Raw genomic sequence first — 14688 nt, 5'->3', positions numbered from 1 at the left:
ATGCAGCGGTGGGGCGGACGAGCGGCGGCACTGACCACCGCCCTGGTGGCGGGCCTGCTGGCCGAGGTGGGCCCGGCCACCGCCGCCCCCACCGTCGTCGCCGCACCGCTCCCCCGGCCCGACGTCCCCTCGTCGCCCGGCGGCCCGTCGGCGGACGACCGGCTCTCGCCTGCGCAGGCGGCGCAGGCCGCGTTCGGCCCGGTGGGCTCGCTGGTCGTCGTGGTCGCCCCGGACGAGCCCCCGACCCCGCCGGGCACCAGCGCGGACGCCGCAGCCCGCGCGTCGGCGGGCACGTCGGTGGCCGGCGACGCCGAGCGGCCGGTGCCCACGGCATCCCTGGTCAAGCTGTACCTGGCCGAGGGCATCCTCACCGGCGCCCGGCGCGCCGGCGCCCTGCTGCCGACCGAGGACCTCGCCTGGATCGAGGCCATGCTGACCAGCTCCGACGACCCGTCGGCCTCGCAGCTGTGGGTGACCTACGACGGGCCCGCGGTGCTGGCCGACGTGGTCGACCGCTACGGGCTCACCGCGACCACCCCGCCCTCCCCCGACCCGGGCGCCTGGGGCTCGTCCCGATCCTCCGCCGCCGACCTGGTCCGCTTCCTCACGGCGTTGCCCGACGTCGCGCACCCCGACGACGCCGCGCTCGTGCTCGACGCCCTCGGCCGGGCCACACCCACCGGTGCGGACGGGTTCGACCAGTCCTTCGGCCTGCTCTCCCCCGGGGTCGAGGGTGTCGACGGCGCCAAGCAGGGCTGGATGTGCTGCGTGGACGACGTGCGGCACCTGCACTCGGTGGGCCTGGTCGGCGACCGGGTGGTCGTGCTGCTGAGCAGCTTCCCGCCCGACCTGGACTGGTCGGCCGCCCGGGCGGCGCTCGACGCCGCTGCGGTGGCCGCGGTCAGCCGCTGACCCGCTCCCCCACCAGCGTGGTGCCGATGCGGGCGAACCCGACCCGCTCGTAGACCCGGGCCACGTCGTCGTCCCCGGCGGCCAGGAAGACGGTCTCGACGGTCTCGTGCGCGTGCTCCACCAGCACCGAGGCCAGCCCCGCGCCGAGCCCGCGACCGCGGTACCGGGGCAGGGTCGCCACCCCGACGATCTCGCTCATGCCGTGCCCGTCGACGTCCTGCGGCTGGTGGGAGCCGACCGCGACGGGGGTGCCGTCCTCGACGGCGACCATCATCACCGTGCGCCCCGCGGCGATCCGCTCGCGCAGCACGCTGGTGGGCTGCGGCGGGTCGACGAGCCGGTCGGGAGCTGCGCCGGGTGCGGAGGAGACCGGCCCCTCGACCGCGCCGACGGGGACGGCGAAGGCCAGCTGGGCCAGCCGCTGGTAGGTCGCCAGCTGCGGGTCGTCGGCGCCGACGAGGTAGAAGCGCACCCCCTCGGGCAGGGTCACCTCGACGTCGTCGACGGCGACCAGCAGCGGGAGCTCGTCCACGCCCAGCCCGGCGGCGCGCACCGCCTGGCCCAGGCCGGGGTTGCGCTCGGCGAACCACTCGACGGCCTCGGGCAGGTCGGCGGCGCGCTGGATCGCGAGCGCCGCCTCGACGTCGTCCCGGCCGACCGGCCCGCCGCCGGGGACCGGGCGGGCCGGGTAGGGCCACTCGGGGGTGCCGACGGGCACGGCCAGCCCACCCACCGTGCGCACGGGGGTGTCGGGCAGGGGGGACTGCGCGAAGTACCGCTCGATGCGGTCCAGCAGGCCCGGTCGGATCGGCACACCCGAACCCTAGACGCGCCCGGTGCCGGCCACGCCGTGGCGGGTCCCGAGGCCACCCGCGCGAGGTGGGTGGCCCGCCCGACGGCACCATGGTCGCCGTGACCGACGCCGCTCGCAGCCACCCCTCGCCCTGGACGGCGTTCGACCGGGCGCAGTGGCGGGCGTTGGCCGATGGCCAGGAGCTGCCGCTGGACGCCGACCAGCTGGCCCGGCTGGCCTCCCTCGGTGACCGCATCGACCTGGAGGAGGTGCGCACCGTCTACCTGCCGCTGGCCCGGCTGCTGGCGTTGCACGTGGCGGCCAGCCGGAGGCTGTGGACGGCGCAGTCGGCGTTCCTGGGTGCCCGCACGGCCAAGGTGCCGTTCGTGATCGCGGTGGCCGGCAGCGTGGCGGTGGGCAAGAGCACCACCGCCCGGCTGCTGCAGGTGCTGCTGGCCGCCCAGCCCGACACCCCGCGGGTGGACCTGGTGACCACCGACGGGTTCCTGCACCCGAACGCGGTGCTCGAGGCGCGGGGTCAGCTGGGCCGCAAGGGGTTCCCGGAGACCTACGACCGGCGGGCGCTGCTGCGGTTCCTGGCCGACGTGAAGAGCGGGCGGGGCACGGTGAGCGCGCCGCTGTACTCGCACCAGAGCTACGACGTGCTGCCCGACGAGAGGCAGGTGGTGGACACCCCCGACGTGCTGGTGCTCGAGGGCCTGAACGTGCTGCAGGCGGGCAACCGCGCCGACGGCCGGGTGCCCGAGGTCTTCCTGTCCGACTTCTTCGACTTCTCCGTCTACGTCGACGCCGCGGAGGCCGACGTGGAGCGCTGGTACGTGGAGCGCTTCCTCGCCCTGCGCCGGACGGCGTTCCAGGACCGGGACGCCTACTTCCACCGGTTCGCCGACCTGACCGACGCCGAGGCCACCGAGACCGCCCGGGGCATCTGGGCCGCGGTGAACGGGCCGAACCTGCGCACCAACATCGCGCCCACCCGCTCGCGGTCGCGGCTGGTGCTGCACAAGGCCGCCGACCACGCCGTCCGCAAGGTGCTGCTGCGCAAGCTCTGACGTCAATCGGGCAGCAGCGATCGACCCGCGTCGTCCAGCGGCCACGCCGGGTTGTGCGCCACCTCCCAGCGGTGGCCGTCGGGGTCGGCGAACACGCCGTTGTAGCCGCCCCACACGGTGGCCGCCCCGGCGCGCAGGACGGCGCCGCCGGCGGCGACGGCCTCGGCCAGGACGCCGTCGACGTCGTCGGGTGACCCGACGTTGTGCGCCAGCGTGACGCCGCCCCAGCCGCCGGCGTCGTGGGTGACCTCGGAGTCCGCGGCGAGCTCGGTCCGCGACCACAGGCCGAGGTGGGTGCCCGCGCCCTGCAGGAACGCGACCTCGCCGGTGGACTGGCTGGACTCCCGCCACCCGAGCGCCTCGTAGAAGGCCCGCGCGCGGGGCAGGTCGGTGGTGCCGAGGGTGACGAGGCTGATGACCGGTCTCATGGCGGGCACCCTGGCACTCCCCACCGACAGAACCGCCCTCGGCGGCCTACTCCGGAGCACGCGTGCGGTGGAGGTCGCGCAGCACGGTGATCTCGGCGCCGTGGTGGACCAGCTCCCGGTTGAGGTGCAGCACCAGGTGGGCGAAGGGGGCCTGCTGGTCGATCGGGGTGGCCTGGCTGCGACCCACCGTCCACATCTCCTCCGCGCTCGACGCCTCCACGCCCTCGCGCCATCGACCGACGGCCTCGGACAGCGCGGCCACCCCGGCCTGCGCGGTGGGGTGCGCCAGCTCCAGGTCGTCGCGGCGCAGCCGGTGCCCGCCGAAGGTCCACTCGTACCGCTCGGCGAAGACCTCGACCAGGTGGGCGACCAGCCAGGCGATGGTGCGCGGGCCGGGGTCGTCGGGGCCGTCAGGCCACTCGACCACCCACTCCCCCGCACCCACCGCGCGACGGTCGGTCTGCCCGCGCGGGGCGATCGACAGCGCCGTCGGGGCCGGCTTCCACAGGTACTCCTCGTCCGGCAGGTCCTGCAGGTGCTGGTGCAGGTCCCACCAGGAGAAGGACAGCTGGCCGGTGACCAGCGAGACGACGTCGGGCCGGGACAGCACGTCCCAGTCGAACTCGGGTGCTCCGTGGGTCATGCCCCACCCTGGCACCGACCACCGACGGTCCGGAAGGTGTCGGACCCCGGGTGCAGGCTGGGCGCATGGTGACCCCCGTGATCGCGCAGGTGGTGCTCGACGGCACCGACGTCCGGCAGCTGGCCGAGTTCCACCGGCAGCTGTTCGGCTACGCGTACCGCCCCGGCGACGAGCCACCGGCCGACGGGCCCGACGAGCTGGAGTGGCTGGTGCTGCGCGGGCCCGAGGGCAGCGTGCAGCTGGCGTTCCAGCAGGTCGACGAGCTGACCCCGACCACCTGGCCGGACGACGCGGTGCCCATGCAGCTGCACCTGGACTGCACCGTGCCCGACGTGGAGAGCCTGCAGGCGGTGCTGCGGCGGGCCCTCGACCTCGGCGGCACGCTCCGGCTGGACCGCAGCGACGACCCCGACGAGCCGCTCTACGTCGTCGCCGACCCGGCAGGCCACCCGGTCTGCCTGTTCGTCGGGTGAGCGCGGGGCTGCACCGGGCCCCGGGGAGACTGGAGGCCATGAGCGCCGCCGACCCCACCCGCCGGGCCCCGCACGACCAGGCGTTCGGGCCCTGGGTGCAGACCACGCTGGCCGACGGCTGGGACCCCGAGCCCGAGGCACCGCACCCCGCCGTCCCCGGGGCGGCGCAGGCCGCTGCCGCGCACCGCGCCCGGCTGCTGGCCGCCCTGCCCGGCCGCGCCGTCGTCGTCCCCTCCGGCTCCGCGCCGGTGCGGGCCAACGACACCGTCTTCGGCTTCCGGCCGGCCAGCGCCTACACCTGGCTGACCGGTGACCAGGCCGAGGGCGCGGTGCTCCTGCTGCGCCCCGACGGCGCCACCACCGTCTACCTGCCGGCCACGGCCGGCCCGGGCACCCTGACCTACGTCACCGACCGCCGCGAGGGCGCGCTGTGGGTGGGCGGGGTGCCGTCGGCCGCGACGACGGCCGACCGGCTGCAGGTGCCGGTCCGGCCGCGCACCGAGCTGGCCGCCGACCTCGCCCGGGTCGAGCAGCCCCGGGTGCTGGGCGGCATCGACGCCGAGCTCGGCCCTGGTGACCCCCAGCTGGCCCGCACGGTCGACCGGCTGCGGGCGGTCAAGGACGACTGGGAGCTCGACCGCCTCGCGGAGGCCTGCGCGGCCACCGCCCGCGGGTTCGCCGACGTCGCGCGGGAGCTACCGGGGCTGCTGGCGAACGGCGGGCGCCGCGGCGAGCGCTGGCTGGAGGGCACCTTCTGGCGGCGGGCCCGGCTGGAGGGCAACGATGTCGGCTACTCCTCCATCGTGGCGGCCGGCGCGCACGGCACCTCGCTGCACTGGGCGCCGGTGGACGGCGACATCCGCCCCGGGGAGCTGCTGCTGGCCGACATGGGCGTGGAGACGACCTCGCTCTACACCGCCGACGTCACCCGCACCTTCCCGGTCGACGGCACCTGGACCGACGTCCAGCGGCGGGTGCACGGTGCCGTGCACGAGGCGCACCACGCCGGCATCGCCGAGGTCCGGGCGGGCCGGCCCTTCCTCGCCGCGCACCACGCCGCGCAGTGGGTGCTCGCCGACCACCTGCACCGGTGGGGGCTCATCGAGCACACCGCCGACGACGCCCTGCACCCCGACCTCGACCGACCGGGCGCCGGGGCGCACCGCCGGTACACGCTGCACTCCACCAGCCACCTGCTCGGCCTGGACGTGCACGACTGCGCGAAGCTCGACGGCAGCGAGTACCTGGACACCGTGCTGGAGCCAGGGCACTGCCTCACCGTGGAGCCGGGCCTCTACTTCCAGGTCAACGACCGCACCGTGCTCGCCGAGCTGCGCGGGCTCGCCGTCCGGCTGGAGGACGACCTGGTGGTCACCGACGGCGCCCCGCGGGTGCTCTCCGACGCGCTGCCCACCGACGCCGACGGCCTCACCGCGTGGCTGGCCGACGCCCAGGCTCAGCCCTTCGGCGCGTAGCGCTGCTCCGGGCGGCCGGTGGTGCCGTAGCGCAGCTGCAGGTCCAGCCGGCCGTCGGCGTCCAGCGCCGCGAGGTGGCGCTGCGCGGTCGCCCGGGACACCCCGGTCGCGGCCGCCAGCTCCGCCGCCGAGCGGGGCTCACCGGCCTCCCGCAGCGCCTGCAGCAGCAGGTCCCGGGTGGCCGAGGACGCCGTCCGGGCTCCCGAGCCGCCCTCGCCGCGCAGGGCGTGCAGTGCGGCGTCAGCCAGTTCCTGGTCGACCTCGAGGGCGTCGTCGAGCACCCGCCGGAACCGGGCGTAGGCCCGCAGCCGGGCCTGCAGCACACGCTCCGGGAACGGCTTGACCAGGTAGCCCAGGGCGCCGGCGCGCAGCGCGGCCCGGAAGGTGGGCAGCTCGGTGGCCGCGGACAGCACGAAGGCGTCGCACTCCAGCTCGGCCAGCAGGCCGATGCCCGAGCCGTCGGGCAGGTAGACGTCGACCAGGGCCAGGTCGAAGGGCGGCGCCCCGGAGCTCCGCCGGGCCGCGACCGCCGTCCGTGCCGCGGCCCGGGTGCCGGCCCGCGCGGCCACCGTGAACCCGGGGACGGCGGCCACCGCCCGGGCGTGCAGCTCGGCCACCCGGAAGTCGTCGTCGACCACCAGCACCTGGAAACCCGTCACGGACCCTCCTCCAGCACCCCGGGCAGCTCCACCACGACGACCGCCCCGCCCAGCTCGCCGTCCCCACCGGGCGAGGCCAACCGGGCCTCCCCGCCGCGGGCCCGGGCCACCTGCCGCACCAGGCCCAGCCCGATGCCGCCCTCCCCGGACGCCCGGGTGGTCACGCCCGGCTCGAACACCCGGTCACCGAGCTCGGCCGGCACGCCCGGCCCGTTGTCGGCGACCGCGACCACCAGGGTGCGGCCGTCGGCGACCAGGTCCAGCTCCACGACGCCGTCGGCCCGCCCGGCCAGCGCGGTGACCGCGTTGTCCACCAGGTTCCCGAGCACGGTGGTGACGTCGACCGGGTCGGCCAGCCGGGACCGCACGGACACCCCGCCCAGGCGCAGCTGCACCCCGCCCTCCCGGGCGTGCGCGGCCTTCGCGGCGACGAAGGCCTGCAGGTAGGGGTCGGCGACGGCGTCCAGGCCCTCGACGGCGGTCCCGAGCGGACCGGTGCCGAGCAGGGTGTGCACGTACTCCCCGGCCTCCTCCGCGGCACCGGAGTCCAGCAGACCCGAGACCAGGTGCAGCCGGTTGGCGAACTCGTGCCGCTGCGCCCGCAGCACCGTCCCGGCCTCGGCCACCGCGTCCAGCTGGCGGGTCAGCAGCTCGACGTCGGTGCGGTCCCGCAGGGTCAGCACCACGCCCAGACCGCGGCCGTCCCGCTCCACGCGGCGGGAGGAGCACAGCAGTGCCCGGTCACCGAGCACGGTCAACCGGGGCACCGGGTCCGGCTCGGTGGCCAGCGCCCGCAGGGCGAAGGGCCAGTCCGCGGTGGCGTCGCCGGGCCGCACGGACCGGCCGAGCAGGCGTGCTGCCTCCTCGTTGGCCAGCACCACCCGGCCGTCGGGACCCACCGCGACCACGCCGTCCCCGATGCCGTGCAGCACCGCCTCGTGGCCCTGCAGCAGCCCGCCCAGCTCCTCGGGCTCCACGCCGTGGGTCAGCCGGCGCAGCCGCCGGGTCAGCAGCACCGCGCCCGCGACCCCACCCAGCAGCGCCAGCACCGCCGTCCCGCCGGCCAGCAGGGTGGCCTCGCGCGCCAGGCGGTCGACCTCGGAGACCGCGACGCCGACGGACACCTCGCCGACCACGCGGTCGGACCCCGGGGCGCGGACCGGCACCTTGGCCCGGGCGGCCGGGCCGAGGGTGCCGGCGTCCTCCTCCACCACCTCGCCCCCGGCCAGCGGCACCGAGGGGTCGCTGCTGACCTCCTCGCCCAGCCGGTCCGGGACCGGGTGCGCGATCCGCAACCCCCGGTCGTCGGTGACGACGACGAACAGCGCACCGGTGCGCACCCGGGCGTCCTCGGCGGCGACCTGCACGGGGCCGTCCACCAGCTCCGGACCGGGCAGGGGCGCGGCGTCGCTGGCGGACTGCGCGCCGGCCCGGACGACGTCGTCCTCGGCCACGCTGCGGGCGATGGCCAGCGCGAGCCGGCCGGCGTCCTGCTCGACCTGGCGCTGCAGCACCCACGCCGAACCGCCGAAGGCGACCACGAGCACGACGGCGACCAGCAGCACGAGCACGGCCAGCGTCTGCGTGGTGAACGACCAGCGCCGGGGGTGCACGCGGGCAGGCTACGCCGGGTGTGCGCAGAACGCGCAGAAGTGGTTCATCGCGGAGAACGGATCACTTCGCGCGCAAGCGCTGTGGTACACGCCACCACTCCTAGCGTCGCTGACGTCCCGGCCCGTGGGGCCCGTCACACCTCGATGAGGAGCACCGATGCTCGTCCTGCTCGGCTTCGGCATGGTCGCCGTGTTCATGGCGCTGATCCTGACCAAACGGCTCTCGCCGGTGGTGGCGCTCGTGCTGGTGCCGGTCACCTTCGCGGTCGTCGCCGGGGCCGGCCTCGACCTCGGCGACGCGGTGAAGGAGCAGATCAGCGGCTTCGCCACCACCGCGGCCCTGCTGTTCTTCGCGATCATCTTCTTCGGGCTGATGATCGACGTCGGCCTGTTCGACCCGCTCATCAAGGGCATCCTGCGGCTGTGCGGCGACGACCCGGTCCGGGTGGTCATCGGCACCGCACTGCTGGCCGGCGTGGTCTCCCTGGACGGCGACGGCTCCACCACCTTCATCATCACCGTCTCGGCGATGCTGCCCATCTACCTGCGGCTGGGCCTGTCCCCGGTGACCCTGACCGTGGCGGCGAACCTGGCCAACGGCGTGTTCAACATCCTGCCGTGGGGCGGGCCGACGATCCGCGCGGCGACGGCGCTGGACGTCTCCCCCACCGAGCTGTTCAACCCGATGGTGCCGAGCATGGTCGCCGGGTTCCTCATGGTGCTGGTGCTGTCGGTGCTCATGGGCCTGGGCGAGCGGCGCCGGCTGGCCAAGAAGGGCATCTCGCTGACCGAGGTGCACGAGCAGGAGCTGGCCGGGGTGGGCGCGTTCGTCACGGGGGGCACCGGGGGCGGCCGCCGTCCCGTCGTCCGGCCGACCGGGGGCACCGGGGACGCCGACCTGCCCGAGGAGCCGCCGGCGATCGCCGGGCTGGACCCGGACCGGGCCTCGCTGCGCCCGAAGCTGCTGTGGTTCAACGCGCTGCTCACCGTCGCGCTGCTGGTGCTGCTGGGCATGGACGTCGTCCCGCTGTTCTTCGTCTTCATGGTCTTCGCCGCGATCGCCCTGGTGGTGAACTTCCCCAGCCCCGCCGAGCAGAGCGAGCGGATCAAGGAGCACGCCTCGAGCATCGTCGCGGTCGTCTCGATGGTCTTCGCCGCCGCCGTGCTGGTCGCGGTCCTGTCGGCCACCGGCATGGACACCGCGATGGCCGGCTGGATCGTCGACGTCGTCCCCGACAGCTGGGGCCCGTACTTCGCGACGATCACCGCGGTGCTGTCGATGCCGCTGACCTTCTTCCTCACCAACGACGCCTTCTACTTCGGTGTGCTGCCGATCCTGTCCGAGGCCGCCGCCAACTACGGGATCACCCCGGTGGAGATGGCCCGGGCCTCGATCATCGGCCAGCCGGTGCACATGACCAGCCCGCTGGTGCCGGCCATGCTGCTGCTGGTCTCGCTGGCCAAGGTCGACCTGGCCGACCACCACAAGCGGGTCATCTGGCGCGCCGCGGTGTGCTCGCTGGCCATGCTCGCCGTCGCGCTGCTGCTCGGCGTCGTCCCCTTCCACGCCTGAGGAGCCCGACCATGACCGCACCCGCCGTCCCCGCCTCTGTCGTCATCGCCGTCAACGACCGCCCCGAGGGCGTCGCCGCCCTGCACTGGGGCCTCAAGCGGGCCCGCCGCCTGCAGACCTCCGCCGTGCTCGTGGCCTCCACCGGGGACACCCCCAGCGCGCCGGTGCACCTGTCCAGCGCCACCCGCGAGCTGATCGCCACCGCGGCCGAGGGCGTCGACCACGTGCTGCACGAGCAGCCCGAGGACGTCGCCCAGACGCTCATCACCCTGTCCGAGGACGCCGACATGGTGGTGCTGCCCGTGCGCCGGCGGTCGGTGACCATGAAGTTCCTGCTCGGCAGCAACGCGATGCGGGTGATCGCCGAGGCGCACTGCCCCGTGGTGACGGTCAAGTCGCCGACCTGACCCACCGCACCACGTGCGCCCCCCGGGGGGACAGGTATCGGAAGCTCTACCCCGTCCGGCGGGCCGCCGCGGGCGGGTGGAGCTTCCGATACCTGGGTGGAGCCGGCGCGTGAGCTGGTCAGGCCTGGGCGACGGGCTCGCGGTCGACGCCGGCGGTCTCGGTCTCGCCCACGCCCTCCGGGTCGGCGTCCCCGCTCACCGGGGCGGGCTCGACCTCCTCGAAGGCCTCCGGCGAGGGGCAGGAGCAGACCAGGTTGCGGTCGCCGTACGCGCCGTCGATCCGCCGCACCGGCGCGAGGTAGGCCCGCCCCACCAGCGCGGGCAGCGGGTGGACGGCGACCTCGCGGCTGTAGGGCCGGTCCCAGTCGCGGGCGAGCATCGCCAGGGTGTGCGGGGCGTTGCGCAACGGGTTGTCGGTGCGGTCGAACTCCCCCGACGCCACCTTCGCGATCTCGCCGCGGATGGCCACCATCGCGTCGACGAACCGGTCGAGCTCGCCGAGGTCCTCGCTCTCGGTGGGCTCGACCATCAGGGTGCCGTTGACCGGGAAGCTCATGGTCGGGGCGTGGAAGCCGTAGTCGACCAGCCGCTTGGCGATGTCGTCGTTGGTGACGCCGGTGGCCTTGGTGATCGGCCGGATGTCGAGGATGCACTCGTGGGCGACCAGGCCCTCGGCGCCGGTGTAGAGGACCGGGTAGTGCTCGCGCAGCCGCGCGGCGACGTAGTTGGCCGCCAGGATCGCGTGCTCGGTGGCCGAGCGCAGGCCGTCGGGGCCCATCAGCCGCAGGTAGGCCCAGGAGATGGGCAGGATGCCCGCCGACCCGAACGGCGCACCGGCCACCGCGGGGCCCTCGCCGCCGGTGGGCACCAGCGGGTGGCCGGGCAGGAAGGGCACCAGGTGCTCGGCGACGCCGATCGGACCCACGCCGGGGCCACCGCCGCCGTGCGGGATGCAGAAGGTCTTGTGCAGGTTCAGGTGGCTGACGTCGGAGCCGAAGCGGCCCGGGCGGGCCAACCCGACGAGCGCGTTGAGGTTGGCGCCGTCGACGTAGACCTGGCCGCCGGCGTCGTGCACGGCGGCGCAGATGTCGCCCACCGCGGTCTCGAACACCCCGTGCGTGGAGGGGTAGGTGATCATCAGCGCGGCCAGCCGGTCGGCGTGCTGCTCGACCTTGGCCCGCAGGTCGGCGACGTCGACGTTGCCCCCGTCGTCGCAGGCCACCACGACCACCCGCATGCCGGCCATGACGGCGGAGGCGGCGTTGGTGCCGTGCGCCGACGACGGGATCAGGCAGACGTCGCGCTGGTCGTCCCCGCGCGAGCGGTGGTACCCGCGGATGGCCAGCAGACCGGCGAACTCGCCCTGCGAGCCGGCGTTCGGCTGCACGCTCACCGCGGCGTAGCCGGTGATCTCGGCCAGCCCGGTGCACAGCTCGTCGATCATCCGGGCGTAGCCGCGGGCCTGCTCGACCGGCGCGAAGGGGTGCAGGCCGGCGAACTCCGGCCAGGTGATCGCGGCCATCTCGGTCGCGGCGTTGAGCTTCATCGTGCAGGAGCCGAGCGGGATCATCGTCCGGTCCAGCGCGAGGTCCTTGTCGCTCAGCGAGCGCAGGTAGCGCAGCAGCGCCGTCTCGCTGCGGTGCGCGGAGAAGACCGGGTGGGTCAGGTACGGGGTGCGCCGGTGCAGGTCGGCGGGCAGCGCGTCGGTGGTGTCGTCCGCCCCGCCGGCCTCCACACCGAACGCGGCGGCCACCGCGCGGAGGGTGTCCACCGTGGTGGTCTCGTCGCAGGCGACCGCGACGGTGTCGGCGTCGACCCGGCGCAGGTTGATGCGCCGGTCGGCTGCGGCGGCGACGACGTCGGCGGCGCGGCCGGGCACCCGGGCCAGCACGGTGTCGAAGAAGTGCTCGTGCACGACCTCGACCCCGCCGGCGCGCAGCCACCCCGCCAGCGTGGTGGCGCAGCGGTGGGTGCGGGCGGCGATCGCGGCCAGGCCCTCGGGGCCGTGGTACACCGCGTAGGCACCGGCGATGACCGCCAGCAGCACCTGCGCGGTGCAGATGTTGCTGGTCGCCTTCTCCCGGCGGATGTGCTGCTCGCGGGTCTGCAGGGCCAGCCGGTAGGCGACGTCGCCGTCGGCGTCCACCGAGACCCCGACCAGCCGGCCGGGCAGCTGACGGGCCAGGCCCTCCTTCACCGAGAGGTAGCCGGCGTGCGGGCCGCCGTAGGCCATGGGGACGCCGAAGCGCTGGGTGGTGCCGCAGGCGACGTCGGCACCCCACTCCCCCGGTGCCTCCAGCAGGGTGAGCGCGAGCAGGTCGGCGGCGACGACGACGGAGGCACCGGCCTCGTGCGCGGCGGCGGCCAGCGCCCGGTGGTCGCGCACCGCCCCCGAGGCGCCGGGGTAGGCCAGCAGCACCCCGAACGCGGACGGGACGTCGGCCGGCCAGCCCTGCGACAGGTCGGCCACGTGCAGCGTGATGCCCAGCGGCTCGGCCCGGGTGCGCAGCACGGCCAGGGTCTGCGGCAGCGTGTCCTCGTCGACGACGAACACGGCGTCGGCCTTCGCCCGGCCGGCCCGGCGGACCAGCGTCATCGCCTCGGCGGCCGCGGTGGCCTCGTCGAGCATCGAGGCGCCCGCGACGGACAGGCCGGTCAGGTCGGCCACCGTGGTCTGGAAGTTGATCAGTGCCTCGAGGCGGCCCTGGCTGATCTCGGGCTGGTAGGGCGTGTAGGCGGTGTACCAGGCCGGGTTCTCCAGGATGGTGCGCTGGATGACCGCGGGGGTGGTGGTGCCGCTGTAGCCCAGCCCGATCATGGAGGTGAACACCTCGTTGTCGGCCGCGCGCTCGCGCAGTGCCGCCAGCACCTCGGCCTCGCCGGCGGCCGCGGGCAGGTCCAGGGCGGCCCGGTCGCGGACCACCTCGGGCACGGCGGCGTCGACGAGCGCGGCCAGCGACGGCCGGCCCACGGCGGCGAGCATGCGCTCGACCTCGGCCGGGCGCGGCCCGATGTGCCGGGCGGCGAAGGCGCCGGTCGGCTGCAGGGCGTCCAGAGCGGGGAGCGGGAAGTCGACCACGCCCCGAAAGTACCCGGGTGGGGTCAGGCGGAGGCGCGTCGCCGGCGACGGGCCGAGAGCTCGTCGTCGGCCTGGACCGGGGCACCGTCCACACGCTCGGCCGGCAGCTCGGCGAGCTCGCCGGACAGCTCGCGCAGGGCGCCGGAGACGGCGATGCCGAACACGCCCTGGCCACCGGCCAGCAGGTCGACGACCTCCTCGGCGGAGGTGCACTCGTAGACGGTGGCGCCGTCGGAGAGCAGCGTGATGTTCGACAGCTCCTTCACCCCGCGGGTGCGCAGGTGGTCGACGGCCTTGCGGATGTTCTGCAGGGAGACGCCGGTGTCCAGGAGCCGCTTGACGACCTTCAGGACCAGGATGTCGCGGAAGCTGTACAGGCGCTGCGTGCCCGACCCGGTGGCGGTGCGCACGGAGGGGGCCACCAGACCCGTTCTCGCCCAGTAGTCCAACTGCCGATAGGTGATACCAGCGGCGGCGCAGGCCGTCGGGCCGCGGTAGCCGAAGGCGTCGGAGTCGGCGTCGTCGTAGGAGGGTGCACCCACAGCTGCGTCGGGGAAGAGCTGGCCCTGGTTGCCGTCGCCCACGTCCGCGTCCTCCTGGTAGAGCGGCCGAACCGGACACCCGGGTCGGGCCCCGGCGCGCTCCGCGAGGAGTTGCACCGGGGTGATTCGTCGACCGTAGGCGTGCCCACGGGGGCGGTCAACCGAGGCCGGCGGCGTGTCGAGGACCTCACCCCGAGGGGTGACCGGACCGTGACCTGCGGCTACCCGACCGTCACCGGCCCCTCACCCAGCGTCAGGGGTTGGGGCCGGACCCGGACGGGCCGAAGAAGTCGTCCGGGGTCACCTGGTCGAGGAACTCCCGGAACTTCTCGACCTCGTCCTCCTGCTCGTCGGGGATCTCGATCCCGACCTCGTCGAGCAGGGCCTCGGCGCCGTAGATCGGGGCACCGGTGCGGACGGCGAGGGCGACGGCGTCCGACGGCCGGGCGCTGACGGTGCGCTGCTCGCCGAAGACGAGCTCGGCGATGTAGATGCCGTCCTTCATCTCGGTGATGTGCACCGCCTGCAGGGTGGCGCCCAGCGCGGTGACCACCTCGCGCAGCAGGTCGTGGGTCATCGGCCGCTGCGGGCGCACGCCCTGCTGCTCGAAGGCGATGGCCGCGGCCTCGACAGCGCCGATCCAGATCGGCAGGTACCGCTCGCCCTGCGTCTCCTTCAGCAACAGGATCGGCTGGTTGCCGGGCAGCTCGACCCGGACACCGACCACTCTGAGCTCCTGCACGACGGTCCTCCTCCGGTCGGTGATGCCGGTCCCCAACCTACCCCGGGCCTCAGGCCCCGGCGTCGGGCCCGAGGACCTCGCGCAGCGCCAGCTCCAGCAGCGCGGTGTGCAGCTGGGCCGACAACGCCCCGAGCTCGTGCAGCTGCTCGGCCGCGCGGGTGCGGGCGTCCTCGGCGCGCGCGGCCAGGGCCGGCGCCACGACCTGCCCCAGCAGCGCCGCCTCGCGCTCGGCGCCGGTGCGGTGCACCCGCAGGTGACGGGGCTCGATGCCGTGCT

At 75.1% G+C, this 14688-nt stretch carries 14 protein-coding genes and 1 pseudogene; 6 read left to right on the top strand and 9 right to left on the bottom strand.

The annotated features are described in order from the left end of the window. Nucleotides 1-912 (top strand): LppW family protein, encoded by a 912-nt coding sequence (locus NH342_RS03780; protein WP_253011410.1) that lies wholly within the window; start codon nt 1-3, stop codon nt 910-912. Here the strand turns inward: NH342_RS03780 and NH342_RS03775 are convergent. Next, nucleotides 902-1726 carry a GNAT family N-acetyltransferase gene (locus NH342_RS03775; RefSeq protein ID WP_253011407.1) on the bottom strand — a complete coding sequence of 275 codons (825 nt, stop codon included), beginning with the start codon at nt 1724-1726 and terminating at the stop codon, nt 902-904. The genes NH342_RS03780 and NH342_RS03775 overlap by 11 nt on opposite strands. An 89-nt stretch (nt 1727-1815) precedes the next feature. Between NH342_RS03775 and coaA the strand changes: the two genes are divergently transcribed. Beyond that, nucleotides 1816-2778 carry a type I pantothenate kinase gene (coaA, locus tag NH342_RS03770; RefSeq protein ID WP_253011527.1) on the top strand — a complete coding sequence of 321 codons (963 nt, stop codon included), beginning with the start codon at nt 1816-1818 and terminating at the stop codon, nt 2776-2778. 2 nt (nt 2779-2780) lie between these two features. Here coaA and NH342_RS03765 read toward each other — a convergent pair whose 3' ends face one another. Together NH342_RS03765 and NH342_RS03760 are read right to left on the bottom strand one after the other, a co-directional pair. After that, nucleotides 2781-3206, bottom strand: a complete 426-nt coding sequence (locus NH342_RS03765; protein WP_253011404.1) for a VOC family protein — start codon at nt 3204-3206, stop codon at nt 2781-2783. A 46-nt stretch (nt 3207-3252) separates the two neighbouring features. Then, nucleotides 3253-3849, bottom strand: coding sequence for a DinB family protein (locus tag NH342_RS03760; protein WP_253011401.1), 597 nt, complete (start codon nt 3847-3849; stop codon nt 3253-3255). Between the two features lie 65 nt (nt 3850-3914). On the opposite strand from NH342_RS03760, the gene NH342_RS03755 reads away from it, so the two are divergent. After that, nucleotides 3915-4322: a VOC family protein gene (locus NH342_RS03755; RefSeq protein WP_253011398.1), complete on the top strand. Its 408-nt coding sequence runs from the start codon at nt 3915-3917 to the stop codon at nt 4320-4322. 38 nt (nt 4323-4360) lie between these two features. Next, a complete protein-coding gene (locus NH342_RS03750; RefSeq protein WP_253011395.1) occupies nt 4361-5797 on the top strand; it encodes an aminopeptidase P N-terminal domain-containing protein in 1437 nt (478 codons plus the stop codon). Here NH342_RS03750 and NH342_RS03745 read toward each other — a convergent pair. Both NH342_RS03745 and NH342_RS03740 read right to left on the bottom strand, forming a co-directional pair. Then, entirely contained in the window at nt 5779-6456 is a 678-nt protein-coding gene (locus NH342_RS03745) for a response regulator (protein ID WP_253011392.1), read from the bottom strand. The genes NH342_RS03750 and NH342_RS03745 overlap by 19 nt on opposite strands. Continuing rightward, the gene (locus tag NH342_RS03740; RefSeq protein ID WP_253011390.1) at nt 6453-8069 is read right to left on the bottom strand and encodes an ATP-binding protein; all 1617 of its coding nucleotides are present in this window, start codon (nt 8067-8069) and stop codon (nt 6453-6455) included. The genes NH342_RS03745 and NH342_RS03740 overlap by 4 nt, the downstream gene beginning before the upstream one ends. A 157-nt stretch (nt 8070-8226) precedes the next feature. On the opposite strand from NH342_RS03740, the gene NH342_RS03735 reads away from it, so the two are divergent. Both NH342_RS03735 and NH342_RS03730 read left to right on the top strand, forming a co-directional pair. Further along, nucleotides 8227-9642: a CitMHS family transporter gene (locus tag NH342_RS03735; RefSeq protein ID WP_253011388.1), complete on the top strand. Its 1416-nt coding sequence runs from the start codon at nt 8227-8229 to the stop codon at nt 9640-9642. Nucleotides 9643-9653: 11 nt separating this feature from the next. Next, entirely contained in the window at nt 9654-10049 is a 396-nt protein-coding gene (locus tag NH342_RS03730; protein WP_253011386.1) for a universal stress protein, read from the top strand. A gap of 118 nt (nt 10050-10167) precedes the next feature. Here NH342_RS03730 and gcvP read toward each other — a convergent pair whose 3' ends face one another. The 4 genes and pseudogenes from gcvP to NH342_RS03710 all read right to left on the bottom strand — a co-directional run. After that, a complete protein-coding gene (gcvP, locus tag NH342_RS03725; protein WP_253011384.1) occupies nt 10168-13128 on the bottom strand; it encodes an aminomethyl-transferring glycine dehydrogenase in 2961 nt (986 codons plus the stop codon). 23 nt (nt 13129-13151) lie between these two features. Further along, nucleotides 13152-13670, bottom strand: a complete 519-nt coding sequence (locus NH342_RS03720; protein WP_229827450.1) for a MerR family transcriptional regulator — start codon at nt 13668-13670, stop codon at nt 13152-13154. A 253-nt stretch (nt 13671-13923) separates the two neighbouring features. Next, nucleotides 13924-14412 (bottom strand): bifunctional nuclease family protein, encoded by a 489-nt coding sequence (locus tag NH342_RS03715; RefSeq protein WP_091560812.1) that lies wholly within the window; start codon nt 14410-14412, stop codon nt 13924-13926. 49 nt (nt 14413-14461) lie between these two features. Then, a pseudogene (locus tag NH342_RS03710) lies at nt 14462-14688 on the bottom strand (MerR family transcriptional regulator); the annotation flags it as partial.

This window comes from Klenkia sp. PcliD-1-E (genome assembly GCF_024124375.1).
Lineage (GTDB): Bacteria > Actinomycetota > Actinomycetes > Mycobacteriales > Geodermatophilaceae > Klenkia.
This window is presented reverse-complemented; position numbering and strand designations above follow the sequence as displayed.

Bases quoted from the DNA above. Each gene is read 5' to 3' on its own strand.
- NH342_RS03760 (WP_253011401.1), bottom strand. From the start codon at position 3,849: ATGACCCACGGAGCACCCGAGTTCGACTGGGACGTGCTGTCCCGGCCC.
- NH342_RS03765 (WP_253011404.1), bottom strand. From the start codon at position 3,206: ATGAGACCGGTCATCAGCCTCGTCACCCTCGGCACCACCGACCTGCCC.
- NH342_RS03750 (WP_253011395.1), top strand. From the start codon at position 4,361: ATGAGCGCCGCCGACCCCACCCGCCGGGCCCCGCACGACCAGGCGTTC.
- NH342_RS03735 (WP_253011388.1), top strand. From the start codon at position 8,227: ATGCTCGTCCTGCTCGGCTTCGGCATGGTCGCCGTGTTCATGGCGCTG.
- NH342_RS03730 (WP_253011386.1), top strand. From the start codon at position 9,654: ATGACCGCACCCGCCGTCCCCGCCTCTGTCGTCATCGCCGTCAACGAC.
- coaA (WP_253011527.1), top strand. From the start codon at position 1,816: ATGGTCGCCGTGACCGACGCCGCTCGCAGCCACCCCTCGCCCTGGACG.
- NH342_RS03780 (WP_253011410.1), top strand. From the start codon at position 1: ATGCAGCGGTGGGGCGGACGAGCGGCGGCACTGACCACCGCCCTGGTG.
- NH342_RS03755 (WP_253011398.1), top strand. From the start codon at position 3,915: ATGGTGACCCCCGTGATCGCGCAGGTGGTGCTCGACGGCACCGACGTC.